General features: G+C 71.7%; 27 protein-coding genes. 13 read left to right on the top strand and 14 right to left on the bottom strand.

Going from position 1 to position 25,746, the window contains the following annotated elements; genetic code table 11:
• The first annotated feature begins 7 nt into the window (after positions 1-7).
• From QWU11_RS18620 to cydC, 3 genes are read left to right on the top strand one after another with little or no spacing between them, the layout of a single operon-like run.
• Positions 8-862, top strand: coding sequence for a cytochrome d ubiquinol oxidase subunit II (locus QWU11_RS18620; RefSeq protein WP_290113205.1), 855 nt, complete (start codon positions 8-10; stop codon positions 860-862).
• Entirely contained in the window at positions 859-2,358 is a 1,500-nt protein-coding gene (gene cydD, locus QWU11_RS18615; RefSeq protein ID WP_290113203.1) for a thiol reductant ABC exporter subunit CydD, read from the top strand. The genes QWU11_RS18620 and cydD overlap by 4 nt, the downstream gene beginning before the upstream one ends.
• Positions 2,355-4,040, top strand: a complete 1,686-nt coding sequence (gene cydC, locus QWU11_RS18610; protein WP_290113177.1) for a thiol reductant ABC exporter subunit CydC — start codon at positions 2,355-2,357, stop codon at positions 4,038-4,040. The genes cydD and cydC overlap by 4 nt, the downstream gene beginning before the upstream one ends.
• On the opposite strand, the gene QWU11_RS18605 is transcribed toward cydC, so the two are convergent.
• Both QWU11_RS18605 and QWU11_RS18600 read right to left on the bottom strand, forming a co-directional pair.
• A complete protein-coding gene (locus tag QWU11_RS18605; RefSeq protein ID WP_290113175.1) occupies positions 4,013-4,261 on the bottom strand; it encodes a zf-TFIIB domain-containing protein in 249 nt (82 codons plus the stop codon). The two genes, cydC and QWU11_RS18605, sit on opposite strands and share 28 nt — an antisense overlap.
• 75 nt (positions 4,262-4,336) lie before the next feature.
• Positions 4,337-5,557: a hypothetical protein gene (locus tag QWU11_RS18600; protein ID WP_290113161.1), complete on the bottom strand. Its 1,221-nt coding sequence runs from the start codon at positions 5,555-5,557 to the stop codon at positions 4,337-4,339.
• A gap of 198 nt (positions 5,558-5,755) precedes the next feature.
• Between QWU11_RS18600 and QWU11_RS18595 the strand changes: the two genes are divergently transcribed.
• The 7 genes from QWU11_RS18595 (at position 5,756) to QWU11_RS18565 (ending at position 12,712) form a co-directional block, all read left to right on the top strand.
• Entirely contained in the window at positions 5,756-6,523 is a 768-nt protein-coding gene (locus QWU11_RS18595) for an IclR family transcriptional regulator (protein ID WP_290113151.1), read from the top strand.
• A gap of 46 nt (positions 6,524-6,569) precedes the next feature.
• Positions 6,570-7,430 (top strand): NAD(P)-dependent oxidoreductase, encoded by an 861-nt coding sequence (locus tag QWU11_RS18590; RefSeq protein WP_290113149.1) that lies wholly within the window; start codon positions 6,570-6,572, stop codon positions 7,428-7,430.
• Positions 7,431-7,561: 131 nt separating this feature from the next.
• Positions 7,562-8,560, top strand: coding sequence for a winged helix-turn-helix domain-containing protein (locus QWU11_RS18585; protein WP_290113140.1), 999 nt, complete (start codon positions 7,562-7,564; stop codon positions 8,558-8,560).
• A 67-nt stretch (positions 8,561-8,627) separates the two neighbouring features.
• Positions 8,628-9,734 (top strand): ferritin-like domain-containing protein, encoded by a 1,107-nt coding sequence (locus QWU11_RS18580; RefSeq protein WP_290113109.1) that lies wholly within the window; start codon positions 8,628-8,630, stop codon positions 9,732-9,734.
• A 189-nt stretch (positions 9,735-9,923) separates the two neighbouring features.
• Positions 9,924-10,520 carry a septal ring lytic transglycosylase RlpA family protein gene (locus tag QWU11_RS18575; protein ID WP_290113099.1) on the top strand — a complete coding sequence of 199 codons (597 nt, stop codon included), beginning with the start codon at positions 9,924-9,926 and terminating at the stop codon, positions 10,518-10,520.
• Between the two features lie 387 nt (positions 10,521-10,907).
• Positions 10,908-12,044: a sensor histidine kinase gene (locus QWU11_RS18570; RefSeq protein WP_290113097.1), complete on the top strand. Its 1,137-nt coding sequence runs from the start codon at positions 10,908-10,910 to the stop codon at positions 12,042-12,044.
• Entirely contained in the window at positions 12,041-12,712 is a 672-nt protein-coding gene (locus QWU11_RS18565) for a response regulator transcription factor (RefSeq protein ID WP_290113086.1), read from the top strand. Before QWU11_RS18570 ends, QWU11_RS18565 begins: the two co-directional genes overlap by 4 nt.
• A gap of 3 nt (positions 12,713-12,715) precedes the next feature.
• Here QWU11_RS18565 and QWU11_RS18560 read toward each other — a convergent pair whose 3' ends face one another.
• From QWU11_RS18560 to QWU11_RS18510, 11 genes are all read right to left on the bottom strand, one after another.
• Positions 12,716-13,294 carry a biotin transporter BioY gene (locus tag QWU11_RS18560; RefSeq protein ID WP_290113084.1) on the bottom strand — a complete coding sequence of 193 codons (579 nt, stop codon included), beginning with the start codon at positions 13,292-13,294 and terminating at the stop codon, positions 12,716-12,718.
• A 198-nt stretch (positions 13,295-13,492) separates the two neighbouring features.
• The gene (locus tag QWU11_RS18555; RefSeq protein ID WP_290113070.1) at positions 13,493-14,104 is read right to left on the bottom strand and encodes a hypothetical protein; all 612 of its coding nucleotides are present in this window, start codon (positions 14,102-14,104) and stop codon (positions 13,493-13,495) included.
• A gap of 189 nt (positions 14,105-14,293) precedes the next feature.
• Positions 14,294-14,707 carry an ATP-binding protein gene (locus QWU11_RS18550; RefSeq protein ID WP_290113068.1) on the bottom strand — a complete coding sequence of 138 codons (414 nt, stop codon included), beginning with the start codon at positions 14,705-14,707 and terminating at the stop codon, positions 14,294-14,296.
• Between the two features lie 213 nt (positions 14,708-14,920).
• Positions 14,921-15,535: a hypothetical protein gene (locus QWU11_RS18545; protein ID WP_290113066.1), complete on the bottom strand. Its 615-nt coding sequence runs from the start codon at positions 15,533-15,535 to the stop codon at positions 14,921-14,923.
• A gap of 78 nt (positions 15,536-15,613) precedes the next feature.
• The gene (locus tag QWU11_RS18540) at positions 15,614-16,219 is read right to left on the bottom strand and encodes a response regulator transcription factor (RefSeq protein ID WP_290113064.1); all 606 of its coding nucleotides are present in this window, start codon (positions 16,217-16,219) and stop codon (positions 15,614-15,616) included.
• Between the two features lie 38 nt (positions 16,220-16,257).
• Positions 16,258-17,418 carry a sensor histidine kinase gene (locus QWU11_RS18535; RefSeq protein WP_290113062.1) on the bottom strand — a complete coding sequence of 387 codons (1,161 nt, stop codon included), beginning with the start codon at positions 17,416-17,418 and terminating at the stop codon, positions 16,258-16,260.
• Positions 17,418-18,161, bottom strand: coding sequence for an ABC transporter permease (locus tag QWU11_RS18530; protein WP_290113051.1), 744 nt, complete (start codon positions 18,159-18,161; stop codon positions 17,418-17,420). The genes QWU11_RS18535 and QWU11_RS18530 overlap by 1 nt, the downstream gene beginning before the upstream one ends.
• 15 nt (positions 18,162-18,176) lie before the next feature.
• Positions 18,177-19,064 (bottom strand): ABC transporter ATP-binding protein, encoded by an 888-nt coding sequence (locus QWU11_RS18525; protein ID WP_290113019.1) that lies wholly within the window; start codon positions 19,062-19,064, stop codon positions 18,177-18,179.
• A 75-nt stretch (positions 19,065-19,139) separates the two neighbouring features.
• Complete coding sequence (locus tag QWU11_RS18520) at positions 19,140-20,264, bottom strand: hypothetical protein (protein ID WP_290113017.1); 1,125 nt, start codon at positions 20,262-20,264, stop codon at positions 19,140-19,142.
• The gene (locus QWU11_RS18515) at positions 20,261-20,773 is read right to left on the bottom strand and encodes a SigE family RNA polymerase sigma factor (RefSeq protein ID WP_290112999.1); all 513 of its coding nucleotides are present in this window, start codon (positions 20,771-20,773) and stop codon (positions 20,261-20,263) included. The genes QWU11_RS18520 and QWU11_RS18515 overlap by 4 nt, the downstream gene beginning before the upstream one ends.
• Positions 20,774-20,831: 58 nt before the next feature.
• Entirely contained in the window at positions 20,832-21,452 is a 621-nt protein-coding gene (locus QWU11_RS18510; protein WP_290112987.1) for a TetR/AcrR family transcriptional regulator, read from the bottom strand.
• Between the two features lie 77 nt (positions 21,453-21,529).
• On the opposite strand from QWU11_RS18510, the gene QWU11_RS18505 reads away from it, so the two are divergent.
• Complete coding sequence (locus QWU11_RS18505; RefSeq protein WP_290112976.1) at positions 21,530-22,870, top strand: GH1 family beta-glucosidase; 1,341 nt, start codon at positions 21,530-21,532, stop codon at positions 22,868-22,870.
• Here QWU11_RS18505 and QWU11_RS18500 read toward each other — a convergent pair.
• The gene (locus tag QWU11_RS18500; protein ID WP_290112960.1) at positions 22,826-23,887 is read right to left on the bottom strand and encodes a CapA family protein; all 1,062 of its coding nucleotides are present in this window, start codon (positions 23,885-23,887) and stop codon (positions 22,826-22,828) included. The two genes, QWU11_RS18505 and QWU11_RS18500, sit on opposite strands and share 45 nt — an antisense overlap.
• Before the next feature lie 149 nt (positions 23,888-24,036).
• Between QWU11_RS18500 and QWU11_RS18495 the strand changes: the two genes are divergently transcribed.
• Positions 24,037-25,191 (top strand): aminotransferase class V-fold PLP-dependent enzyme, encoded by a 1,155-nt coding sequence (locus tag QWU11_RS18495; protein WP_290112958.1) that lies wholly within the window; start codon positions 24,037-24,039, stop codon positions 25,189-25,191.
• 119 nt (positions 25,192-25,310) lie between these two features.
• Positions 25,311-25,745: a Fur family transcriptional regulator gene (locus QWU11_RS18490; RefSeq protein WP_290112948.1), complete on the top strand. Its 435-nt coding sequence runs from the start codon at positions 25,311-25,313 to the stop codon at positions 25,743-25,745.
• Position 25,746: the final 1 nt, after the last annotated feature.

Below are 25,746 nucleotides of genomic sequence, written 5' to 3'. Positions count from 1 at the left end.
CCACCTCGTGGACACCTTCGCGTACGCCCTGCTGGGCTTCTTCGGCATCGGTTACTTCGTGCTGGGGGGCGCCGACATCGGCGTCGGCATGCTGCTGCCCTTCCTCGGCCGCGACCGGCGGCTGACCATCGCGGCGATCGCGCCGTTCTTCCTCGGCAACGAGGTGTGGCTGCTGGCGACGGCCGGCCTGCTGACCGCGCTGTTCCCCGGGATGGAAGGCGACATCTTCGGCCGTACGTGGGGCGCCGTGGTCCTGCTGGTCTGCGGCTGGATGGTGAGAGACATGGGCCTGTGGCTGCGCGGGCGGCGGGACGGGGCGGCCTGGCGGAGCTTCTGGGACGGCGCGACCGTCGCGGGCAGCTGGGCGGTGGCCGCGTCCTGGGGCCTGGCGATCGGCCTGCTGATGGGCGGCGGTGCGCCGCTGTTCGCGATCACCACGTGCGGTCTGTTCGCGCTGCACGGTGCGGTCTTCGCCGCGCTGCGGCTCGGCACGCCCGGACCGCGGGCCCTCGCCGGCCGGCTGGCGCCCGCCGTCCTGGTGGCGGGCGTGCCGTGCGCGCTCGGTGCCGGCGCCGGCCACCTCGGGCGTACCGCGCCACCGGTCGTCGCGCTGGCCGTGCTCCTGGTGCTGGCCTGGCTCGCCCTGGGGGCGCGGAGGTACGGCGCGGCGCTGGCGGCGTCCGCGCTCGCGATCGTCGCCGTGCCGCTGCTGGCCGCGGCGAACCTGCCGGACGCCACCGCCGCGGATGACGCGTCGCTGACGCTCACCGTGGCCGGGGTGATGGTGCCGCTGCTGGTCGCCGCGCAGGCGTGGGTCTGGTGGACCTTCCGCGGCCGGGTCGACGGGCCGTCGTACCTGTGACGTACGCGCTGCTCGCGCTCGTCCAGGGCCTGCTCGTCGTGGCCCAGGCCGACCTGCTGTCGCGAGCCCTGTCGGGCGACCCGCTCCTGCTGCCGCTGGTCCTGGTCGTCGCCGGGCGTGCCGCGTTCACCTTCGGCCAGGGCACGATCCACGGGTGGGCCGCCGCGCGGCGCAAGCGGGTGCTGCGCGTACGGCTGCTGGAGCGCGGGGCCGACGTCACCTTGCTGGGCCGCGGCCTGGACGCCCTGGACCCGTACTTCGCGGGATATCTGCCGCAGCGGTACGCCGCGGCCGTGATCCCGGTCGCCGTGCTCGTGCGGCTGGCGATGGCCGACTGGCCGTCCGCGCTGGTCATCGCGGCGACGCTGCCACTGATCCCGGTGTTCGGGGCGCTGGTCGGGCGGCACACGAAGCAGGCCACCGAGCGCCAGTGGGGGCAGTTGCACCGGCTGGGCGGCCACTTCCTCGACGTCGTGGCCGGCCTGCCGACGCTGCGCGCGTACGGCCGGGACGCCGCGCAGGCGACGGTCGTCCGCGCGATGGCCGACGGGCACCGGCGCGCGACCGTACGGGCGCTGCGGATCGCGTTCCTGTCCTCGTTCGTGCTGGAGATCGTGGCCACGCTGTCCGTCGCGCTGGTCGCGGTGCCCGCCGGGCTGCGGCTGCTGTCCGGCTCGCTCGACCTGCGGGTGGCGCTGCTCGTGCTGCTGCTGGCTCCCGAGGCGTACCTTCCGCTGCGGCTGCTCGGCACGCGCTTCCACGCCGCCGCCGAAGGCCGCGCGGTGCTCGACCAGGCCGAGGCCGTTCCGGAACCCGCGCCGTCGGGGGCGCGCACGCCGCCTGCGGGCCGCATCGAGGTCGCGGAGATCGTCGTGCGGTACGAGCGCGAGGCGGTCCTCGACCGCTTCTCCCTGACGGTGGAGCCCGGCGAGCGGGTCGCGATCACCGGGCCGAGCGGCGCGGGCAAGAGCACGCTGCTGCGGGCGGTCCTCGGCTTCACCGGGACCGAGGCCGGCCGGATCTCGGTGGGCGGCACCGACCTGGCCGAACTCGACCTCGCCGCGTGGCGGCGGCAGGTCGCGTACGTGCCACAGCGCCCGCACCTGTTCGCCGGGACGGTCGCGGACAACATCCGCCTGGGCCGTCCGGACGCGACCGAGGAGGAGGTGCGCCGCGCCGCGGAGGCCGCCGCCGCACACGACTTCATCGCCGCCCTGCCGCTCGGCTACCGCACCGGGCTGGGCGAACGCGGCCTGGGCCTGTCGACCGGTCAGCGGCAGCGGGTCGCGATCGCGCGTGCGTACCTGATGGACGCCCCATTCGTGGTGCTCGACGAGCCGACCGCCCGCCTCGACCTGCACAGCGAGGCACTCGTGGCCGAGGCCGCCGCCCGGCTCCTGGAGGGACGCACGGCGCTCCTGGTCGCCCACCGCCCGGCGCTGCTGACGCTGGCCGACCGCGTGGTGCACCTCGCGCCGGGAGAGGTCCCCGCGTGAACGGCCGCAAGGCGCTGCCCGGCCTGGCCGGGGCGGTGGCGGCCGGTACGGGCGCCGAACTCTGCGCGGTCGCCCTCACCGCGAGCGCGGCCTGGCTCATCGCGCGGGCGGCCGGGCAGCCGCCGCTGTCCGCCCTGGCCCTGGCGATCGTCGGCGTACGCGCCTTCGCCCTGTTCCGCGGTGCCTTGCGCTACACCGAGCGCCTGACCGGCCACGACGCGGCCCTCCGCGTCCTGGCCGACCGCCGCGTGCGCGTGTACGAGGCCCTGCGCCTCTCTCGTCACGCGCGGCTGCGCGACGCGGATGTCGTGCGCCGGATGGTCGCCGACGTCGAGTCGGTGCAGGACCTGCTGCTGCGCTGCCTGCTGCCCGCGGCCGTGGCCTGGATCGTCGGCTCGGGCGCGGTCGCGCTCGGCGTCTCCCTGCTGCCGGCCGCCGGGGCCGTGCTCGCGGGCGGCGTGCTGGCCGCCGGCCTCGGGCTGCCCGTCCTGGCCGGCCTCGTGTCGCGGGCGGGCGCCCGGCGGACGGCGTCCGCGCGGGCCGACCTCGCGGTGCACGGGCTCGACGTGACCGAAGGGGCGGCCGACCTGGCGGCGTTCGGGGCCACGGGACGGTTCGTCGCGCGGGCGCGGGCCGACGCGCTGCGACTGGAGTGGCTCGAACGCCGGTCCGCCGCGGTCGAGGCCGCGGTGAACGCGCTCGGCACGGCCGTCCAGGGACTCACCGCGGCGGCCGTGCTGTGGACGGCGCAGCGGCACGGCGCGGGCGTCGTGCCGGCCACGGTCCTGACCCTGACCGCGCTCGTGGCGATCGAGGCGGTACTCCCGGTCGCCGACGCCGCGCGCCGCTTCGCCGAGGTGCGGCCCGCCGCCCGCCGGGTCGCCGACCTGCTGTCCGCCGCGCCGGCGCCGTCCCGGGGCACGCGGCCGGTGCCGCCGTGTCCGGGGATCGAGCTGGTGCGGGTCGGCGTCGCGTACGGATCGGCCGTGGCGCTCGAAGACGTCGACCTGCGGATCCCGGCCGGGCGCAAGGTCGCGATCGTCGGGGCCAGCGGGGCCGGGAAGAGCACGCTTCTGGGCGTCCTGTCCGGAGAGGTCAGGCCTCGGCACGGCGCGGTGCTGCTGGGCGACGCGTCCCTCGACGCCTGCGACCCGGCCGGCGTACGCGCGGCCGTGCGCGGGCTGACGCAGGACGCGCACGTCTTCGCCACCTCGCTCCGGGCGAACATCGCGCTCGCCCGGCCGGACGCGTCCGACGCCGAGGTCGCCGAGGCCGCCCGCCGGGCCGGGCTGCTGGAGTGGATCACCGCGCTGCCGGCCGGCTGGGACACCCCGGCCGACCGCGACCGGCTGTCCGGCGGCCAGCGGCAGCGCCTGCTGCTCGCCCGTGCCCTGCTCGCCGATCCGCCCGTGCTGCTGCTCGACGAGCCGACCGAGGGCCTCGATCTCGCCACGGCCGACACGCTCGTCGCCTCACTGCTCGGCGGCGAGCATACGGTCGTGCTCGTCACGCACCGGCTCGCTCCCCTGGCCGCCGCGGACGAGGTCGTGGTCCTCGAAGGCGGCAGGGTCGCCCAGCACGGCCCGCACGACGAGCTCGTCGGGACGCCGGGGCCCTACCGCGATCTCTGGGAGGCCGAACGCCTCCGCTCCGGCTACTCGGCCGACGTGAAGACCTGGTGAATGATCCCCCTGCGGTGTCTCCCGTGATAGAGCGTGTCCGCGTCGCTGGGCGGGTCGATCTTGGCGAGGTAGTCGCTCTCCGCGTCGATCAACCGCTCCAGCTCGCCCCGGTCGAGGAACACCCCCTGGCATCCCTCGCATTCGTCGATGATGACGCCGCTGCGGTCGTGCGTGCCCCAGTCACCCGAGCACTTCGGACACTTCAGCCCCGTATCAGCCATCGTTCGGCTCCCCTGAGTACGTTTCGTGCGATCCAGCCAGAGTAGTGACGACCGGCCCGACAGGGAATCTCGGGTTCAGGATCGCGGCCGGGCCAGGAGCGGCCGCGATCCGGGCCCTCGCGTGGCCTGCGGTGACACTCGCCGGCCCTTCGCCAGCCGGTTTCGCCGCCACACGCCGAGGCCCGCGATGAGCCACAGCAGCCCCGCCTCGGCCACGACGGCGATCGCGATCAGGGTCGCCCAGGACGAACGGCCCGCCTGCATGGCGCCCGCCGTCGACAGGGTGTTCAGCTCCGAGACGCCCGAGCCGGGCGGCGTCTGCGCCGCGTGCGGCGCGAGCTGGGGCAGCGCCGGGGAGGCCACCGGCATGGGCGGGCCGCCCGGGAGACCGCCGAGCGGGGCGCTCGGCGGTGGCATGGCGACCCCGGGTGCGAGCGGCGCCACCGGCAGGTGCGGGATGACAGGCGCGTGGGCGGCACCGGGCGTTTGCGTGACACCGGGCGTAGGGGTGACACCGGGCGTGTGGGTGACGCCGGGCGTGTGGGTGACGCCCGGCGCCGGCGCCGGGGCGGGCGCCCGGTGCGCGGCGTGCGGGCGCACCTGCGGCGTGGACGATTTCTCCGGCGGGCGTACGGCCTCCGGAGACTCGGCCGGGGACGACTGGGCGGCCTCGGACGCGGACGGTCCGGCCGAGATCGACTCCACCGGCGTCGCCGCCTCCGGTGTGGCCGAGGCCGATGGCTTGGCGGAGGCCGATGGCTTGGCCGTGGGGTCGGCCGAGACCGATGGCTTGGCGGAGGCCGATGGCTTGGCCGTGGGGTCGGCCGAGGCCGCGGACGGCTCGTCGGCCGGCCCCTTGGCGAGGCGCATCGCCGCGGTGCCGACCACTCCCAGCGACGACGTGACGGACGGCGCGTTGGCCGCCCCGGCCCGGGCGGTCACCGGGACACGGGCCGGGCCGCCGGCGCCCGGCCGGGCGGTCAGGTGCAGGGTCCGCGGCGCCGACTCGCGTACTTCGCCGAGGTCGCAGGCCAGCGCGGTGCGGTCCTGGCTCGACAGGCAGTCCGGCTCCACGGCCGTCCACACCGCGGGACGGCGGGTGCTCAGCACCAGTGTCGTCGCGTGTGCCGGGCCGCCGACCGGGCGTACGGTCACGGCGTACCGGATTCCGTCCGGCGCGTGGGACAGGGCCTTGATCGAGGTCATCAGGTGGACCCCGGGCGCGGCGAGGCCGGAAGCCGGCACGGTCAGCACGCCGGCGGCCCCCGTCACCAGGATCAGCAGCGTCCTCGTCATCACATTCATTGGCGCGACGTCCCCCAGACGTGAGCCGGACGGTCTTCGAGGGGGGCGGGCGCGTGGAGCACCCGTGTGTGCGAGTCGTTACGGGTTATAACCGTGCCGACGCGCTTTGTAACCTCACGACGCCACGCCCGTTTCGCCTGACGAAACGATCCTTTCGTAAGATGCCGGAAAGGGGAGAGGTGATGCGGGGTGACGGCCGATGACACGGGGACGCGGGCCGCGTCCGGCGTACGCTCGATCGAGCGGGCTTTCGAGCTGCTGGAGCACCTGGCCGGCGCGGGCGGGCGACTCGCCCTCACCGAGCTGGCCGAGATCTCCGGGCTGCCGATGCCGACGATCTACCGGCTGATGCGGACCCTCGTCAACCGCGGTTACGTCCGCCAGGAGCCCTCCAAGCGTTACGCGCTCGGGCCCCGGCTGATCCATCTCGGCGAGACGGCCGGGCGCCTGCTGGGCTCGTGGGCGCAGCCCTCCCTCGCCCAGCTCGTGGACGAGGTCGGCGAGACCGCCAACATGGCCGTCCTGGAGGGCGATGAGGTGGTCTACGTCGCCCAGGTGCCCTCACGGCACTCGATGCGCATGTTCACCGAGGTCGGACGCCGGGTGAACCCCCACTGCACCGGTGTCGGCAAGGCCCTGCTCGCCCAGCTCTCCGACCCCGTGGCCAGCGAGATCATCGGGCGTACGGGCCTGCCCGCGCGCACCCCGCACACGATCACGGACCTGCCGGCGCTCCTGGAGGAGCTGGGCCGGATCCGGCGGCGCGGCTACGCGCTGGACGACGAGGAGCAGGAGATCGGGGTGCGCTGCGTCGCGGTACCCCTTCCCGGCACCCCGACGCTGGCCGCGATCTCGATCTCCGGCCCGCAGGGGCGGCTGCCGCTCAACGTGGTCGACGACGTCGTGCCGATCATGCGGCGTACGGCGGGACTGCTCGCCCGGACGCTCTCGGTGTGACGTCCCTCCCAGCGAGGCGCGCCCGTACGGGGGTAGAAGTGACCTCATGGACAAATTGACCGTTGCCGTACTCGGAACCGGGATCATGGGCGAGCCGATCGCCCGCAACCTGCTGCACGCCGGGATCGAGGTACGCGCCTGGAACCGCACGCGCGTCAAGGCCGAGCCCCTCGCCGATGACGGAGCAGTCGTCTGCGACGAACCGGCCGAGGCCGCCGACGGCGCGGACGTCGTGCTGACCATGCTGCACGACGCCGCCTCCGTCGAGGACGTGATCGCCGGCGTCCTGCCCGCGATGGAGGAAGACGCGGTGTGGGCGCAGATGAGCACCGTCGGCGCCGATGGCGCGGACCGGCTCGCCGAGCTCGCCCGCGCGCGTGAGGTCACCTTCGTCGACTGCCCGGTCCTCGGCACGAGGAAGCCCGCCGAGGACGGCGCGCTGGTCGTGCTCGCCGCCGGCCCGCGCGACGAACGCGTCCAGCGGATCTTCGACGCGATCGGCTCTCGCACCATGTGGGTGGGCGAGGGCACTGAGGCCTCACGCCTCAAGCTCGTCGCCAACAGCTGGGCCCTCGCGCTGACCGCCTCGGTCGGCGAGGCACTGGCGCTCGCACAGGCGTTCGGGCTGGACCAGAGCCTGTTCCTCGAGGCGATCGGTGGCGGGGCGCTCGACTCCCCGTACGCCCAGCTCAAGGGGGGCGCGATCATCAAGGGCGAGCTGCCGGCGAGCTTCCGGGCGACCGGGGCCGCGAAGGACGCCGGACTGGTCGCGGAGGCGGGCCGGGCCGCCGGGGCGCACCCGCGCATCGCCGAGGCGGTACGCGAGCAGTTCCTTCGCACCATCGAGCTCGGCCACGGCGGCGAGGACATGGCCGCCGTCTACTTCGCCGCCCTCCCGAACGACTGATCGGATTTGGCGAATATCGGGTTTGGCGAATATTGCCCTGCCGACGCCGGACAATTGGGATGATCGTCACGTAGCGGAACCCTCGGGCTTATGCCCGCGTCCCACCTGTCTAGGCGACCGGGGGAACGAAGATGACGTCAGCGACGGAGCAGGACGCGACGGAGCTCCATATCGGCAGGCTCGGGGACGCCACCGTACGGGTCTCGCTGGATCCCTACCTTTCGGTCCTCGCACTGACCACCGACGCGCTGGGCGGCCGCCGGCGCGGCGCGCCGGAGTCCTGGCGGAAGCACATCCGCGCGGCCGTCTCACCCGCGCACGCCCAGGCGGTGTGGCCGCTGGTGGCGCCCGGCCACTCGGTGATGCCCGACTCCGTGAGCCCGCTCAGCCCGGTCCTGGAGACCTCGGTGGACGACCAGGTCGAGCGGCTACGCGGCCTGTCGCCCGACGACCTGCTCGCGGACCTGGACGTGGTCTTCGGCTCCGGGCCGCCGCGGCACTGGCGCGCGGTCGCACGGCAGCCGGGCCAGTGGCTGCGGGCCTACGCGGGCGCGATGAGCCAGGTATGGGCGGCCATCCGGCCCGCCTGGCGCGACGCGCGCCCGCTGCTGGACCGCGAGGTCGCACGCGTGGGTGCGGCGGCCGTACGCGGGCGGCTCGACGTGGTGCTGGGCGGGATCCACCCGAACGGGCGGTTCGAGGACGGGGTGCTGAAGATCCGCGACCCGGAGCCGGCCCGGTTCGACCTGGCCGGACGCCCGCTCGTCCTCGTACCGATGATCTCCGGCGGGGACGCGCTGATCTGCTGCCTCGACCGGCCGGACGCGGTCTGGCTCGGGTATCCGGTGCCCGGCGTCGGGCGGCTGTTCCGCGGCGCGCCCACGCCGCCGCACGACAACGAGCTCGAACTCCTGCTCGGCCCGGTCCGCGCCCAGCTGCTGAGCGTGCTGACCCGGCCGACCACGATGGGCGAGCTGGCCACGCTGACCAGCCTCACGCCGAGCGCGATCACCTATCACTGCGAGCGGCTCGGGGCGGCCGGGCTCGTACGGCGGGAGCGCCACGGCCGGGAGGTGCGGGTGAGCCTCACTCCGCGGGCCGAGCAACTGACCGAACTGTTCGGCCGGTAGCGCTGGCGACCCACCACTTTACGTGTTACCAAGATATGTAAAGCACGCCCGTACGGGAGGATCCCCCATGACGATGCGCGACCGCTATACGATCCCGGTCCCCGAAGGCACGTGGGACGTGCCCGCCACAGGGGCGGCGAGGTTCAACTGGGAGTACGACGACGGTCGCGACCGGCTGCTGTCGCTCTACCAGAAGGGCAAGGACAAGCAGTGGGACGCGCAGAAGCGCATCGACTGGGACCAGCCCGTCGACCCGGACAACGTCGCCGGGTTCCCCGACGACCTGAACCCCCTCGTCGGCTCGGACCTGTGGGACCGGATGCCACAGGAGGCGCGCGATGAGTTCGGCCGCCACCAGGGCACCTGGCTGTTCAGCCAGTTCCTGCACGGCGAGCAGGGCGCGCTGACGGTCGCCGCGCGCATCGTGGAGTCGGTGCCCGACATGGACTCGAAGTTCTACGCCGCGACGCAGGTCATGGACGAGGCCCGCCACGTCGAGCTGTACAACAAGTTCATCCAGGACAAGATCGGGATGTACTACCCGGTCAACCAGGACCTGGCCAAGCTGCTGGAGGAGTCGCTGTCGGACGGGCGCTGGGACCTGCCCTACCTCGGCATGCAGGTCCTCATCGAGGGACTGGCCCTCGCCGCCTTCGGCGTCTACCGCGACATGTCCACCAACCCGCTCGTCAAACAGCTCCTCGCGTACGTCATGCAGGACGAGGCGCGGCACGTGGCGTTCGGCCGGCTGGCGCTGAAGGACTACTACGCGGAGCTGACCTCCAAGGAGCGCGCCGAGCGCGAGGACTTCGTGGTCGAGGGCTGCTACCTCATGCGCGACCGCTTCAAGGGCAAGGAGATCTTCGAGACGCTCGACATGCCGGTCAAGGAGTGCATGTCCCTCGTCGACAACGGCCCGGTCTACCAGCTCTACCAGTCGCTGCTGTTCACCCGCATCGTGCCGTGCGTCCGCGACATCGGCCTCTGGGGCGACAAGGTGCAGAAGGCCTACGCCGACATGGGCGTCCTGGACCACGCGAAGGCCGACCTGGTCCAGCTCATGAAGCAGGACGAGGACATCGCCGAGGACATCGACCGGGCCAAGCACGAGCAGGAGCTCGCCGAGCGCCGCGCCGAGGTGCACGAGGCGATCGACGAGGGCGTCGAGGCCTGACCTTTCACACCAAAGCAGGCAACGCGCCGTGAGATGGCGCACTAAATCCTGCACATCGGACGTGACCATCACCCACGGCCCCCTAGGGTCGGGGACTCGCGCCCGGGGCCTCGCGCGCCCGCGCCGATCGGAGACCGACGGTTCTGCCGGCGGAACCCGATGTCCTGTCCCCTACCAAAGGACCCCTTTGTGGGTAGATCTGCGGGTAGACCCGGCCGACATCGCCAGACCGACCGTCCCACACGACGCCACATCAACCTCATCGCCGCGGCCGGGCTCGCCGCCATCGCCGCCGTCGCGATCAGCGTCGCGATCACCGGGCCCGGCTCTCCATCGGCCCAGACGAGGTCCCGCACCGCCGCGGCGGACCCGCCGCGCCCCCTGGACCGTACGAGCCGCGACGACGTCCGTACGCCGGTCGCGACGCCGACGCCGGAACCCACCGAGACCCCCGCGGCGCAGCCGGTACAGAAGAAACACCAGCGCCACAGGATCGTGTCGCGCGGCGCGTGCGAGGCGTCCTACTACGGCTCGGGTGGACGGACCTCGAGCGGCGAGGCGTTCGACCCGGACGCGCTCACCGCGGCGCACCGCACTCTGCCGATCGGCTCGAAGGTCCGTGTGATCAACAAGAACAACGACCGGGCCGTGGTCGTGCGGATCAACGACCGGGGCCCGTTCGTCGCGGGCCGCTGCCTGGACCTGTCGAGCGCGGCGATGCACGCCGTGGGCGGCACGGGGTCGGGCGTCATCCCGGTGCGCTACGAGGTGCTCGCGAAAGTCTGATCGTGACGTGGAAGAGCGAGCGTTCGCGGACGGTTGACTTCTTCCCCCAAAGAAGTCCCGACCCGCGAACGCTCGCCTTCCTGCGGCCTGGACGGGTACAGATCCAAGGCCCCTGGGAACGGCCCTCGCGTCGCGTCCCCCGTTGAATCCCCCAATTCAATCGCGACGCGCCAGGCCTTTTGTTGGTCTGCGGTCTTGCAGCCACTACGTTACGTAGCTCGCACGGGTGAATCCGTCCACCCGTGGGTGACACTTGGCCGTACAACCACGGTTGACCTGTGGGTTTGCGGGGCTTTGGGGTTGACTGGGGTTCGCGGGGAGGCGCGCTCAAGGTTTGGCGGGACGGGGCCCGACCAATGATCAAGGTGTGGCTGCGAAGGGGCGACCTTGAAAGCCAAACGGGCGGTCACCCCTGCCGACATCCTGTTGTCGGCCGGGGTATTCGCCGTGTATCTACCTTATGTCCACGCTCGCGGGTATGTGATCCCGTCAGTGGTCCTCGGCGCGCTCTCCGCCATCGCGCTCCTCGGTAAAAAGCGCTTCCCTGTTCCCAGCCTTGTCATCTGCCTCATTTTCTCGGGTTTTCTCGCGGTTCTCCTGAAACGCAGCTACCCGGCCACCCCCGCCGACCTCGTCGCCCTCTACGCGGTGGGCCGCTACTGCGGTCGCGGGACGGCCCTGACGACGGCCATCGCGACCCTGATCCTGGGCTTCGCCGTCGCGGAGATCTCCAAGAACGTCCCCTCGTACAACTTCCAGAACCTCGGCACGCTCGCGACCGTCCCGTTCGCGGTGCTCGCCGGCACGTGGGTACGGACGCAGCGGACGTACGTCCTGGGCGCGGAGGAGCGCGCCGAGCGGGCCGAGCGGGAGCGGGAGGACGAGGCGCGCCGCCGCGTCACCGAAGAACGCCTGCGAATCGCGCGTGAGCTCCACGACATCGTCGGCCACGCCCTGATGTCGATCAGTGTCACCTCCTCGGTGAGCGCGCGGTTCGTCGAGGACGACCCGAAGGCCGGCCGCGAGGCACTGGAGACGATCAACACGGTGAGCAACTCCGCGCTCGGGGAGATCCGCCGGACACTCAGCCTCCTGCGCGGCATCGCCGAGCCGCTCAAACGTCCGGGACTCGGCCTGGCCGACCTCGACGAGCTGATCCAGCAGAGCCGGACGGACGGACTGCCCGTGACCCTGCACGAGTCGGGGCGCCGTACCGAGATCCCGGCGATCGTCGGTTTCACGGTTTACCGCATCGTTCAGGAGAGCCTGACCAACATCAAACGTCACGCCGAACGGGTCACCAAGGTCGCGGTGACGCTCACCTTCACGCCCGACAGCCTGGACGTGGCGGTCACCAACGACGGCGATCCGGTCGACGTGGTGGACCGCGGCTCGTACGGCCTGGGCATCCAGGGCATGCGAGAGCGCGTCGTCGCGACCGGCGGGCGCCTCAACACCACAGCACTGCCAGGCGGCGGCTTTCGTGTGCACGCGCGCCTGCCTCTGAAGGAGGCCCGGCCATGACGATCCGTGTCCTGCTCGCCGACGACCAGACGACGGTGCGCGCGGGCTTCAAGCTCCTGATCGACTCGACCCCGGACATGCACGTGGTCGCGGAGGCCGCCGACGGGAAGACGGCGGTCGACGGCGCGCGGGCGACGGCGCCGGACGTGATCCTGATGGACATCCGGATGCCCGGGATGGACGGCATCGAGGCGACCCGGCGGGTCACCGACGACCCGGCCCTGCGCGAGGCGCACGTGCTGATCCTGACCACGTTCGAGCACGATGACTACATCTTCGGCGCCCTCCGGGCCGGCGCGGCGGGGTTCCTGCTCAAGGACACCGCCCCGGACGAGCTCCTGGACGCGATCCGGGTGGTCGCCTCCGGCGAGGGCCTGCTCGGCCGCGGGCTGACCGGCCGGGTGATCAAGGAGTTCGCCGCCCAGCCGCCGCCGGCCGAACCCGCCCCGGAGCTCGACATCCTCAGCGACCGCGAGCGCGAGGTCCTGCAGCAGATCGCCGCCGGGCTCACCAACGAGGAGATCGCCGGCGCTCTCCACCTGAGCCCGGCGACCGCCAAGACGTACGTGCACCGGATCATGACCAAACTGCAGGCCCGCGACCGGGTCCAGCTCGTGATCTTCGCCTACGACAAGGGCCTCGTACGGCCCCGGCCGCAGGACCGATGAGACTCAGCGCCGGACAAGCCGCCAGGCGCCGGGCAGCAGGCCCGCGGCGAGGAGCACCTTGAGCACGTCGCCGACGAGGAAGGGACGGACGCCCATCGACAGGGCCGCGCCGAAGCCGGAATGCGTCATGCCCATCAGCCACGGCACGCCGACGGCGTAGATGAGCAGCGTGCCGAGCGTCATCGTGGCGACCGTGCGCAGCGGCGACCGGTCCGCGCCGCGCGCGGCCAGCGCGCCGACGACCGCGCCGGCGAGCACGAACCCGAGGACGTAGCCGAACGAGGCGAGGTGCCAGCCGGAGGCGCCCTGGGCGAACCACGGCACGCCCAGCACGCCGGCGACCGCGTACAGCGCCATCGCGATGACCGAGCGGTTGAGCCCGAGCGCGGCGCCGGACAGCAGGACCGCGAAGGTCTGGCCGCTCACGGGTACGGGGGTTCCCGGCACCGGCACACTGATCTGCGCGGCGATACCGACGAGCGCGGCGGCGCCCACGACGAGTGCGACGTCACGGGCGAGCCGACCGGGGACGAGGTCGCCGAGCACGGGCGGGCGTGCCACGACGGCATGCGTGTTCGACACGTGAAACCTTCCTGATTAGGGGGCTAACTAGCCAATTGTCCCTTTAGCCCCACGCGGCGCGCGCTCGCCCCGGGCACCAAAGATCGGCGCGCGCTTTTGTACCCGTCCCCGGGCCAACGCCCGCTCGCGGATCCGTTCCAGGGTCACCGCCGGCTGGTGGCCTGGTACGCGTCCTGAGCAGGGACCGGACGGTCGCGGTCAGGGCGCGGTGCATTCGTGGGCGCCGAGCCGGGCCTTGGCGGCCAGGTAACGCTTCCTCGGCATGTTCTCGGGATAGTCCGGCCCAGAGGGAGGGAGCGCCTCCTGGTGACCGCACTTCGGGCACACCAGCTCCGGCTCGCCTCGGTCGACGAACACGGCGTGCCTGGTCGCCCCGGGCCAGCCGTTGAGGTGCCCGGTCACACCGCCCTCACCGGACATGAGCCCGCACGACCAGCTCGCAAGGGCGCCCACGCTGATCGCTCCCAGCGCGAGGATCGCCCCTACGAGGCTGTCGCCCGTGACGAGCATGAGAAGGCGGCCGAACATCCCCGCGAAGAGCAGCGCGAGCCCGACGAAGACACCGGTCCGCCGGCGACCGTAGCGGCGCAGCGTGTCCTCGACGTTGTGAACGCGGTACGTCAGGAGCTTCTTGCACGTCTCGCACCGGACCGTGCGCTGCACGGCCGGCTCGCCGTCCTCCGGGCGTTCCACCAGCCAGTCCTGAGTCTTGTACCGCCGGGAGACCGTGTTCGCCGTGCCCGGCCGTGCCCAGAAGCGGATCCGATGACCGACCCGCGCATGCTCTCTCTGTTCGATCCGTGGTCTCATGCCCAGGCCCCTCGCCGGCAGTGGTCGCAGAGAGTCTCGTTGCCGGTGCACAGTTCGGTCAAGGGATGGCAAAACCCCCACGCCCGGCCCCGCCATCCGCACGACGATCTGGGATGTGAGGGGACCCCTCACCCCGCCCTGGCCCGGTGAGGGGTCCTCTCACCGGCCCGCGACCCGGCGACCACCGCGCTAGGGGCCCATCTCGAACCAGACGGTACGGCCGTCGTCATGGGTGTAGGAGCCCCAGCGGCCACCGCTGAGTAAGTCGATCAGGTGCAGACCGCGGCCGTTCACCGAGTCCGGGCCGTCCTCGGCGAACCGTGGAGCATTGGTCGGTGACCCGGCGTCAATGACCTCGATACGGAGCGCGCCGGCGTCGGCCATGACGAGCACCGTCACCGTACCCGGCGCGCCGTCGGCGTCACGAACGGCCGAGTCGGAATGGCGAACCGAATTGGTGATCGCCTCACAGGCCATCAGTACGACGTCATCGATGATCTCCTTGTGATCGTTGCAGAGCAATTTGCACAGCCAGTGTCGCGCGGGAGCTACTTCTGCAGGTAGGGCGGCGATATCGAGCGCCCCGAGAATGACGGCGGACATCGAATAACGCCCTTTCGTCTCGTGGAACCGCCACGCGGTGTGGTCGAGTGAAGCACCACGAGAAGGCACCATGCAAGACTTTGCGAGAAGTCCCGACAAATGACCATGCAATTGGTCTGAGTCATTTCAAGTCGCGGACTTCAGGTCTTTCCAATTGGAGCGAAAGCTTCCCCCCGAAACCAGCAGAAGATGACTCTGCGTGTCGAGATATGATCAGGGCGTACGGCATTCGTGCCGATCCAGGCGGGCCTTTGCGGCCTGGTACCGCCCCTCCGGAGGGCCCTCGACGTCGCCTGAGAACTCCTCCCGATGGCCACAGCGCGGGCACGCCAGCTCCGGCACGTTCGCCGACCGGTCGCGGAGAACGACCGCGTGCTTCGTGGCCCCCGGCCAGCCGTTGAAGTGTCCGGAGACGCCGTTCTCACAGGCGGCGACCAGCCCGAATATCCAGCCCGACATGGCGCCTGCTCCAATGGCCGCGGCCACGAGACCGACCCGTATCGCGCTCCCTCCGACGATGAGAACGAAGACAAGACCGATCAGTCCGAGGACGAGCAGCGTGAGGCCGCCATAGGCACCGGCGCGCCAGCGGTCGTAACGGTCGAGCGTGGCCTCGATGCTGTGAATTCGATAGGCAAGCAATTTGCGGCACGTCTTGCACCGAACCGTACGCCGAAAGGCGGGCTCACCGTCTTCCGGTCGTTTCACCACCCAGTCCTGGGTCTTGTAGTGCCATGAGACGGTGTTCGGCGCGGACCCTGGCAGTGCCCAGAAGTTGGTCCGATGGCCGAACTGTGCCTGCTGCCTTTTCTCGATCAGTGGCGCCATGCCCAGCTCCTCCGTGACGGTCGTGATTACGCGGATTCTGGGCTGCGCCGCCGGCTCGGTCAAGGGAGGGTAAAGAAGTCAGAGCCAGCCCTGGCGTTCGGCGGCCTGGACCGCCTCGATGCGGTTGCGCGCCGAGGTCTTGCGGATGGCCGCCGACAGGTAGTTGCGCACGGTCCCCTCGGACAGATGCAGCCGTACGGCGACGTCGCCGATCGTGGAGCCGTCCGCCGCGGCGGCGAGCACGTCGCGCTCGCGGGCCGACAGGGGGTTGGGCCCGGCGCTCAGCGCGGCGGCCGCCAGGGCCGGGTCGATGACGCGCTCACCTGCGAGGACGCGGCGGATCGCGGAGGCGAGGTCCTTCGCCGGGCTGTCCTTGACCAGGAACGCCGACGCACCGGCCTCCATCGCGCGCCGGAGATAGCCCGGCCGGCCGAACGTCGTGAGGATGACGATCCGGCAGTCCGGCAGGCTCCTGCGGATCTCGGCGGCGGCGGTGATGCCGTCCTTGCCGGGCATCTCGATGTCGAGCAGCGCGACGTCGGGCCGCGCGGACGCGGCGACGGTGACCGCCTCCTCACCGTTCGCGGCCTCGCCGACCACTTCGATGTCGTCTTCGAGACCGAGGAGCGTCGCGAGCGCACCGCGCACCATCCCCTGGTCCTCGGCGAGCAGCACCCGGATCACGGCAGCGACTCTAGAGGATGCCGTTCTTGAACGGGGGGTCAGGCGCCTGCGGGTTCGTGGCGGGCCGGGGTCTCCAGCGGCGCGCGTACGGTCAGGCGATGGCCGCCGTCGGCGCGCGGCCCCGACTCGACGGTACCGCCCGACAGCCCCACTCGCTCGCCGAGCCCGCGCAGGCCGTTGCCCTGCACGGCCTCGGTCCCGCCCACGCCGTCGTCGACGATCTCCAGGACGGCCGCGTCCGGCTCCCGGCGGACCGTGATCGTCGCCGTACGGGCGCGGGAGTGCCGGACGATGTTGGTGACGCCCTCGCGTACCGCCCAGCCGAACAGGCCGTCGATCTGGTCGGGCAGCGGTGTGCCGGAGGTCGTGACGGTCAGCTCGATGTCGGCCGCGGCCAGGACGCCACGGGAGTTCTGCAGTTCGTCGGTCAGGCTGCGCTGGCGGTAGCCGGAGATCGCCTCGCGTACGTCGGCGAGCGCCTGCCGGGCGACGGACTCGATGTCGCGCACCTCGGCGAGGCTGCGGTCCAGGTCGCGGTCGGCCAGGCGGGTGGCCACCTCGCTCTTGAGCACGATGAGCGACAGCGTGTGGCCGAGCAGGTCGTGCAGGTCGCGGGAGATGCGCAGCCGCTCCTCGCTCGCGGCGAGCCGGGCGACCTCACCGCGGGCCTCGCGGAGCTGCACCACGAGGATCCGGCTGGTGCGGAACGCCACCATCAGCATGCCGATGGTCAGCGCCTCGAAGGCCAGGAGGGCCGAGGTGCCGCCGGGCGCGCCCGCCAGCAGGCAGAGGAGGAGCGTGAGCGCGGCCGCCCCGGCCACCCCACGCGGCGCCCAGCCTGGCGGGAGCGCCATCGCGTACGCGATGCCGAGATAGATCGGCAGCGCGCTCCAGGCCGAGCCGAACAGGAGCGGATAGGCGATCGCCAGGACGGTGGTGACGCCGAGCATGATCCAGATCGGCCGGGCGATGACCCCGGTCCACGGATTGTTGACGAGTATCAGACCGACGAACGAGGCCGCGTACGAGCCGATCGCGAGGAACGACAGGACGACCCGCGTGGTGGTGTGCGGGTGCTGGAACAGGTCGCTGAGCGGCCACACGAACAGGTAAACGAGCCCGAGCGAGCTCCACACCGCCCGGCGCCAGGTGCCGGGTGTGGATGCCCGCTCGAGATCGTAGGAGGTGGACAGGTTCATCAGACTCGAACGGTAGCGCGACGGTAGGCCATGATCGCAAGGGCACCGAGGCCCACGGTCCAGCCGGCGAGGATGAAGAAGTCCGAGGCGGGCGGTGCGTGGCCGGCGACGGCGCTCCAGCCGAGGTCCGCGTACCGGTTCGAGGGCATCCAGTGCGCGATGTGCCGCAGCGTCTTGGGCAGGATGCTCACCGACATCCAGATCCCGCCCAGGATCGACAGGCCGAAGAGGCAGGCCACGGTCAGCGGCTGCGCGGCGTCCGTGCCCACGAGCGAGCCGATGAGCGTGCCCAGCGCCGCGAACGGCAGCGTGCCGACCCACATCAGGGCGATCATCGCGGCCCACTCCCCCGGCGAGAGCCGTACGTGCTGGGTGAGCGCGGCGGTGAGCCCGACGACGATGAGGGACGGCAGCGCCAGGCACATCGACGCGATGATCTTGGCGGTGATCACGGCGGCGGGCCGCAGCGGGGTGACCTGGAGCTGCCGCAGCCAGCCGGTCTGCCGCTCGGCCGCGAGCCGGGGCCCGGTCGTCGTCAGCGCCGCGCCGAGGGCGCCGAAGGAGGCCATCGAGACCAGCAGGTACGTCGCGGCGTTCAGGCCGGTGTCGGACTCCACGCCGTCGCCCTTGGCGAAGATGTTCGACCAGAGCAGGTAGAACGCGACCGGCATGGCGACGGTGAAGAACACGAAGCGGCGGTCCCGGTACATCCGGCGCATTTCCAGCAGGAGATAGCGAAGCATCGTAGGGATCCTCTTCTAGTTCTGGTTGTCGCCGGTGAGGGACAGGAACGCGTCTTCGAGGTCGGCGCCCTTGACCTCCAGGTCACGGACCTGGATGCCGGAGGCGTACAGCGCCTGGACGGTCGCGTCGGGGTCGGTGGTGCGCAGTTGCGCGGTCCCTCCGCGCAGCTCGACGCCGGTGACGCCGGGGAGCGTGTCGAGCCCCACCGTGGGCTGCTCGCCGATCGTGAACCGGACCGTACGGCCCCCGGCGGCGGCCTTGATCACCTGGGCGGTGCCGTCGGCGACGATGCGGCCGCGGGCCATCACGATGATCCGGTCGGCGTTCTCGTCCGCTTCTTCCATGTAGTGCGTGGCGAACAGGATGGTCCGGCCGCCGGCGGCGTACTCGCGCATGCTCGCCCAGAACGAGCGCCGGGACTCCACGTCCATCGCCGCGGTCGGCTCGTCCAGGACCAGTAGCCGGGGCGCGCCCGCGATGGCGATCGCGAACCGTACGCGCTGCGCCTGCCCGCCGGACAACTGGTCGGCGCGGCGCCTGGCGAGAGAGGTCAGGTTCGCCAGGGACAGGACCTCATCGAGCGGCATCGGCTCGGGGTAGAGGCCGCGGACGAACTCCACGACCTCGCGTACGGTCACCCCCGCCACGAGGGAGCCGTCCTGGAGCATCGCCCCGACCTTGCCGGCGCGGACGGCCGCGTCCGGGCTGTCGCCGAAGACGGTGACGGTGCCGCCCGAGGGCCGTACGAGCCCGAGCAGCATGCCGATGGAGGTGGACTTGCCGGCGCCGTTGGGACCCAGCAGCGCGACGGCCTGGCCCGCGCCGATCTCCAGGTCGAGCGTCTCGACGGCGCGGACCGTGTCGTAGCTCTTCGACACTCCCGTGAAGGTGATCGCGTTCATGGGGACAACGCTAGGTAAGCGCTGATCGGTGGCGTAGTGTCGCCGATCCTGCGTTGGCGATGACATTTGTCATCGCTAGCGGTGGGTGAACTCCGGCTGCCAGGAGTTCACATAGGCGTTCGGCTTGTAGCCGGTGAGCGGGATCGTCGTCCTGCCGTCGACGCTCATCAGGGCGTATCGGAAGCTGAACGTGCGCGGACCGCCGCACTTGTCACCCCGATCGCACATCAAGACGATGAGGTGGCTGTTGTCGGCCCAGGCGACCATCTGCCAGACCGGAAGGGCGCTCACCTGCCGTCCGGTCGCCGTGTCGTCGACGGACAGGTCCATCCTCGCGTGCGTGGCCATGAGACGTCCGTCCGGGGAGATCCCGGCCACCTCCATCTGGTCCGCCTCGTGCGCGGGAGCCGGTCGCGGCGCACCGTTCAGGTCGTAGAAGAGCCTGGTCGGCGGGAAGAAGTTCATGCTCGGGGCGTAGACGAGCCTGCCGTCCCTGCTCCAGCCGAGGTCCTGCCTGCCGTTCGGGTTCGCGCGGTCGAACAGCAGGCCGTGGAAGTGCGCCTCGGCGGACACGGGGTCGACCACGATGAACCCGGTCCGCGCCCCCGTGCCCTTGCGGTAGTTCTTGTCCGGGTCGGTGGCGTACGTCGTCACGAGCAGCCGCTTTCCGTCCGGCGACCAGGCGAGACCGCCGGCGGCGGCCCGGAGCCCGATCCAGCGGACCCGCCGCGTCTTCATGTCGAGGATGCCGACGTGCGCGCTCGGCAGCGGCCCGTCGAGGACGGCGGCCTGCCGCAGGCCGGGCGCCACGGCGACCCACGCCCAGGGGACCTTCTCGTAACCGCCGGACGCGGGATCGTAGAGGTACCAGACGGAGCTCTGCTCGCCCCCGCTGTAGGAAAGCGTCCGGTAGGCGGACAGGGCGATGGTGCCCGCGGCGACGAGCCGCTTGGGCGGCGCGTCGGCAGGGTCGGTGTGCAGCGAGGTGTCGACGGGGCGCGGCGCCGGGTCCGGCGTGAGCCGGGTGTCGACCGCCACGCCCGCCCCCACGAGGAGCGCCACCATCCCGACGGCCAGCACGGCCTTGGTGAAGCGCCCTTCCGTACGCCGCTTCAGGGCCCTGTCGGCGAGCCCGGGTGGCACCCGGGCCTCGTCGGACCACTCGTCGAGGACCTTCCGGACGTAGGTCTCGGTGTTCACTGCCGGACCTCCTTCAGGGTCTCTTCCAGCTCGGGGGCCACGACACGGAGCCGGGCGAGAGATCGGTGAGTGGTGCTACGTACGGTGCCCACGCTGCACTCCAGCAATCGGGCCACCTCGGCCTCGGGGAGGTCCTCGAAGAAGCGGAGCACGAGGACCGCGCGCTGCCGCGGTGTGAGCCGTGCCAGCGCCGCGCGTACCGTCATCCGCAGGTCCACCGCCGAGGTCCCGTCCTCGCGCACCTCGTCGGGCAGGACCGCCACGTTGGTCTCGCGGCGGTGCCACTTGAGGCGCCACCAGCTGACCTGCTGGCGGTAGATCACCTGCCGGACGTAGCTCTCCGGGGTGTCGATGCTCCGCCAGCGCACGGCCACCTTGGCGAGCGCGGTCTGCACGAGGTCCTCGGCGGCGTACTGGTCCCCGCCGGTGAGAAGGAACGCCATACGCATGAGCGCCGAGGACCTCGCCTCGACGAACTCGCGGAAGTCCCGCTCCGCCGCGGCATCCATCGTCACCTCCGGGGCTGTCGTCCCCCTTCAGACGCGTCCCGGCCGCGGCCGCTATGCCTTACGCCTCGAAGTGGTGGGCGAGGTAACCGGTGATGAGCCGCTCCGCCTCGGTGAGCAGCGCGGGGTCGCCGTCGCGTACGTCACGGAAGGCGAGTTTGAGCACCGCGTCCGCGGCCTCCACCGCGACCGCGAGGGCGAGCGCGAACTCGTCGGTGTCGGGTACCTCGAACGCCTCGACGAGCAGTGCCCGCAGACGGTCCGCGACCACCGCGTTGTTCTCCTCGCCGGCGTCGAGCAGGCGGACGTCGGCGATGTCGCCGAAGCGCAGGACGCGGAAGCCGGCGACGGTGCGGTTCATGTCGACGAAGATGTCGATGACCGTGCCGACCGCGTCGTACCAGTGCGCGAAGTCGCCCTCGGCCAGGCCGCGTGCGACCCGCTCGCCGAACATCTCGAGGTTGCGCAGGGCCAGCTCCTGCGCGATCGCCCGTTTGTCGGGGAAGAACTGGTAGACCGAGCCGATCGCGACGTCGGCGCGCTGGGCCACCTTGGTCGTTGAGAGGCCGTCGTAGCCCGCCTCGTCGAGGATCTCCGCACAGGCGTCCAGCATCCGCTGTACCCGCTCGGCGCTCCGCCGCTGGGCCGGCCGTCGGCGCAGCGCCGAGGTATCCGTCGTCACACGTACAATCATGCCTTTTAAGAGTGCGCGCCCGCCCCGTAGGATCCGAAACCTCCTCACATCTCCGGGAGGTAACGGTGAAGCCGGTTTCGGGATTTTCGCCCGACTTTCAGTGGGGAGTCGCGACCTCGGCGTTCCAGATCGAGGGGGCGACCGGCGAAGACGGACGCGGCGTCTCGACCTGGGACACGTTCTGCCGCGAGCCCGGCCGGATCCGCGACGGGCACAACGCCGACGTCGCCTGTGACCACTATCACCGCTGGCCGGAGGATCTCGACCTGATCGCCGGTCTCGGCGCGCGGGCGTACCGCTTCTCCATCGCCTGGCCGCGTGTGCAGCCGTCGGGCAGCGGGCCGGTCAACGCCAAGGGCCTGGACTTCTACGACCGACTCGTGGACGGGCTGGCCGAACGCGGGCTGGCCGCCGCGCCGACGCTGTACCACTGGGACCTCCCGCAGCCGCTGGAGGACGCCGGCGGCTGGATGAACCGCGACACCGCCGCCCGGTTCGCCGAGTACGCCGCGATCGTCGCCGAGCGGCTCGCCGACCGCGTCGAACTCTGGATCACACTGAACGAGCCGATGGTCGTCATGGCGTACGGCTACGCCTTCGGCGTCTTCGCGCCGGGTCAGGCGCTCATGCTCGGCGCGCTTCCCACCGCGCACCACCAGCTGCTCGGCCACGGCCTCGCCGTCTCCGCCCTGCGCGACGCCGGCGCGCGGCGGATCGCCATCGCCAACAACCACACGCCCGCGCAGGCCGCGAGCGACCGGCCCGAGGACCTGGCCGCCGCCGAGGCGTTCGACAACCTGCTGAACTGGCAGTTCACCGACCCGATCCTGCGCGGCGTCTACCCCGACCTCGGTGTGCCGCTGCCGCACGTACGCGACGGCGACCTCGACACGATCGCCGCGCCCATCGACGTGCTCGGGGTCAACTACTACAGCCCGGTCGGCGTCGCCGCGCCCTCCGAGGGCGACGCGCTGCCGTTCGCGATGACCGACGTGCCGGGCGTGCCGGTGACCGGGATGGGCTGGCCGGTGGTGCCCGACGCGCTGCGCCGGGTGCTCCTCACGCTGCGGGAGCGGTACGGCGCGGCGCTGCCCCCGATCCAGATCACCGAGAGCGGCTGCTCCTACGACGAGTCGCTGGAGGACCAGCACCGCATCGACTACCTGGACGCCCACGTCGGCGCCGTACGGGCGGCCGTGGAGGAGGGCGTCGACGTGCGCGGGTACTACGTCTGGTCGCTGCTGGACAACTTCGAGTGGGCCGAGGGCTACCACCCGAGGTTCGGCCTCGTCCACGTCGACTACGAGACGCAGGCCCGTACGCCTCGCGCCTCGTACCGCTGGTACCGCGACCTGATCGGGTCAGGCGGTGTCCGGGGTGGCGGACAGGCCGGTGCAGCGCCGTAGGGCGTTCCACTTGGCCAGGCCCTGCACCCGCGCGGTGCCGGTGAGCAGCCGCGGCACGCCGCCGGAGATCGTCCCGGGCCGCCACTGCGCCTTGGTCACCTTGCGGCCGTTCAGCGTGAGCTGGAGGATCCCGGTGTCCGCGGTCCGGCCGCTCGCCGCGTAGAAGAAGAAGTTGCCCATGCCGTAGTCGATGTAGCTGCCGTGCCAGTAGCCGCCACCGAGGGGCACGTGGGCGTGGCCGCCGACGATGATGTCGGCGCCGGCGCGCGAGAGCTGCGCCGCGAGGTGCTTCTGCCGGGGCAGCGGGCAGGCGTTCATCTCCTGGCCCCAGTGCAGGTAGACGATGACCGCGTCGGCCTGCTTGCGCGCCTTGCGCACCTCCTGGACCAGGCGCGGGGCGTTCTTGGCCGAGGCGAGCCCGGCGTGGTCGTCGGTGGCGGTCCAGCCGGCGATCAGGTTGTCGTCGAGCACCTGCGTGGCGCCGATCACCGCGAGCCGGGTGCCCTTCACGGTCGCGTAGTAGGGCTTGTACGCCTCGGCGGCGTTCTTGCCGATGCCGACGACCGGGTACCCGGAGCGCTTGATCGCCGCGAGCGAGTCGACGAGGCCGACGTGGCCGAAGTCGACGCCATGGTTGTTGGCCATGGAGACGACGTCGATCCCGGCGGCCTTCAGCGCGGTGAACGCGGTCGCCGGAGCGCGGAAGTTGAACTCCTTGGGCTCCTTGGTGCCCCGCGTCGTGATCGCCGTCTCCAGGTTGACCATGGTGAAGTCGGCGCTCTTCAGCGCGGGGATGGTCGGCCCGAGCGCGGTCCGCGGAGAGGCGAGACGGGCGGCGAGCTGGGCGTGGAAGTGCGTGTCGCCCGCGAACGCGAGCGTGATCGGCTCCTTGGCCGCCGCCTCGGCCTTCGGCGACGCGCTGCCGCCGGGCGCGGACGGCGTCATGCTGAGCGGCGGCATCTTGGCGTCGCTCCGATCACTGCACGCCGACGCGGCCACCGCCAGGCCGGTCGCCATGGCCATAACGACAGGAAGCAGGGGTCGCCGCCGCATCGCACTCACCACCTTGGGGTAGATCGGACAGAATGCCACGCCCGTGACCTTGACGTCTCTCTTCTGAGCCGTAGCGTTTCTCACGGTGGGCGTGGATCACTCGGGGAGGCGACGTGCTGGACATAACGCGGATCCGTGCTGATACGCCCGGGTGCGCGCGGGTCACGCACTTCAACAACGCGGGTGCGGCCCTGCAGCCCCGGCCGGTACTGGACACGGTGCGCGGGCACCTGGAGACCGAAGGCCTGATCGGCGGGTACGAGGCGGCCGACGCCGCGATGGATCGCCTGGTCGGCGCGTACGACTCTCTCGCCCGGCTCGTCAACGCCGGCCCCGGCGAGATCGCGATCACCGAGAACGCCACCCGCGCCTGGGACACCGCCTTCTACGGCATCCGCTTCCGGCCCGGCGACCGCGTCCTGACCTCGGCCGGGGAGTACGGCAGCAACGCCCTCGCCCTCCTGCACGCCGCGCGCGAGCGCGGCATCAAGGTCGAGGTCCTCCCCGACGACGAGCACGGCCAGGTCTCCCTCGACGCCCTGTCCGCCACGCTCGGGCCGGACGTACGGCTCGTCGCGGTCAATCACATTCCCACCCATGACGGGCTCGTCAACCCGGTCGCGGAGATCGGCCGGCTCGTGCGGGCGGCCGGGGCGCTCTACCTCGTCGACGCCGTCCAGTCGGTCGGCCAGCTCCCGGTGGACGTGGACGCGATCGGCTGTGACCTGCTGTCGGCGACGGGCCGCAAGTTCCTGCGCGGGCCGCGGGGCATCGGGTTCCTCTACGTACGGCGGGCGGTGCTGGACCTGATCGCGCCGACGTTCATCGACGACCGCAGCGCGGAGTGGACCGGGCCGGAGTCGTACGAGCTGCGCGAGGACGCCCGGCGGTTCGAGAGCTACGAGCGCTCGGCCGCGCTCCAGCTCGGCCTGGCGGCGGCGGCCGAGTACGCCATGGAGATCGGGCTGGACGTGATCGAGCGCCGGGTGTCCGCGCTGGCCGCCCGGCTGCGCGAGGCGCTGGCCGAGGTCCCCGGCGTCGTGGTCCGCGACCGGGGCGCCCGCCGCTCGGGAATCGTGACGTTCACCCGTGAGGGCCACGACTCCGCGGAGATCGTCGCCTCCCTGGCCCGTAAGAAGATCAACGTGCGGCTGTCCGAGCAGACGTACCGCTATGACGAGGGCGCCACACCGGCGCCGCGCGTGCGCGCCTCGGTGCACTACTACAACACCGAGGAAGAGATCGCCCGGCTCGTCGCCGCCCTCTGAGCGACCCTGACCTGCACGGACCCATCGACGTCCCCGGTGCCCGGAAACGCCCGTCCGCCCTGAAACGGACATCGGTCGTTCCCTTGAATGACTCAGGTTAGGCGCATACCGTGGGTGGGGTGAAGGACACGGAACACCCGCACGACACCGCCGCGCAGCTGCGCACGGCGGGACTCAGGGTGACGGCCGCCCGGCTCGCCATCCTCGATTCAGTCCGTGCCGGCGATCATCTCGACGTCGACACGGTCACCTCGCAGGTGCGCGACCGCCTCGGTCACGTGTCGTTCCAGGCCGTCTATGAGGCGCTGCACGCGTTCACCGCGGCGGGCCTCGTACGGCGGATCGAGCCTGCGGGAAGCCCGGCTCGTTTCGAGTGCCGGGTCGGTGACAACCACCATCACCTCGTCTGCCGAGAGTGCGGCCGCCTCACCGACGTCGAGTGCGCGGTGGGCGAGGCGCCGTGCCTCGAACCCGCCGACGACGCGGGCTACCTGGTGGACGAGGCGGACGTCACCTTCTGGGGATTCTGCCCCGACTGCCGTCGGGGTCCATAAG

Origin of the sequence: Actinomadura sp. DC4 (assembly GCF_030406325.1) — a bacterium.
In the GTDB taxonomy this organism is placed as follows: Bacteria; Actinomycetota; Actinomycetes; order Streptosporangiales; family Streptosporangiaceae; genus Actinoallomurus.
Note: the sequence above shows the minus strand (reverse complement) of the source record. Positions and strands in the feature narration are given on the sequence as shown.

Bases quoted from the DNA above. Each gene is read 5' to 3' on its own strand.
- QWU11_RS18605 (WP_290113175.1), bottom strand. From the start codon at position 4,261: ATGGCTGATACGGGGCTGAAGTGTCCGAAGTGCTCGGGTGACTGGGGC.
- QWU11_RS18600 (WP_290113161.1), bottom strand. From the start codon at position 5,557: ATGACGAGGACGCTGCTGATCCTGGTGACGGGGGCCGCCGGCGTGCTG.
- QWU11_RS18590 (WP_290113149.1), top strand. From the start codon at position 6,570: ATGGACAAATTGACCGTTGCCGTACTCGGAACCGGGATCATGGGCGAG.
- QWU11_RS18585 (WP_290113140.1), top strand. From the start codon at position 7,562: ATGACGTCAGCGACGGAGCAGGACGCGACGGAGCTCCATATCGGCAGG.
- QWU11_RS18580 (WP_290113109.1), top strand. From the start codon at position 8,628: ATGACGATGCGCGACCGCTATACGATCCCGGTCCCCGAAGGCACGTGG.
- QWU11_RS18565 (WP_290113086.1), top strand. From the start codon at position 12,041: ATGACGATCCGTGTCCTGCTCGCCGACGACCAGACGACGGTGCGCGCG.
- QWU11_RS18555 (WP_290113070.1), bottom strand. From the start codon at position 14,104: ATGAGACCACGGATCGAACAGAGAGAGCATGCGCGGGTCGGTCATCGG.
- QWU11_RS18550 (WP_290113068.1), bottom strand. From the start codon at position 14,707: ATGTCCGCCGTCATTCTCGGGGCGCTCGATATCGCCGCCCTACCTGCA.
- QWU11_RS18545 (WP_290113066.1), bottom strand. From the start codon at position 15,535: ATGGCGCCACTGATCGAGAAAAGGCAGCAGGCACAGTTCGGCCATCGG.
- QWU11_RS18535 (WP_290113062.1), bottom strand. From the start codon at position 17,418: ATGAACCTGTCCACCTCCTACGATCTCGAGCGGGCATCCACACCCGGC.
- QWU11_RS18530 (WP_290113051.1), bottom strand. From the start codon at position 18,161: ATGCTTCGCTATCTCCTGCTGGAAATGCGCCGGATGTACCGGGACCGC.
- QWU11_RS18525 (WP_290113019.1), bottom strand. From the start codon at position 19,064: ATGAACGCGATCACCTTCACGGGAGTGTCGAAGAGCTACGACACGGTC.
- QWU11_RS18515 (WP_290112999.1), bottom strand. From the start codon at position 20,773: ATGGATGCCGCGGCGGAGCGGGACTTCCGCGAGTTCGTCGAGGCGAGG.
- QWU11_RS18500 (WP_290112960.1), bottom strand. From the start codon at position 23,887: ATGGCGACCGGCCTGGCGGTGGCCGCGTCGGCGTGCAGTGATCGGAGC.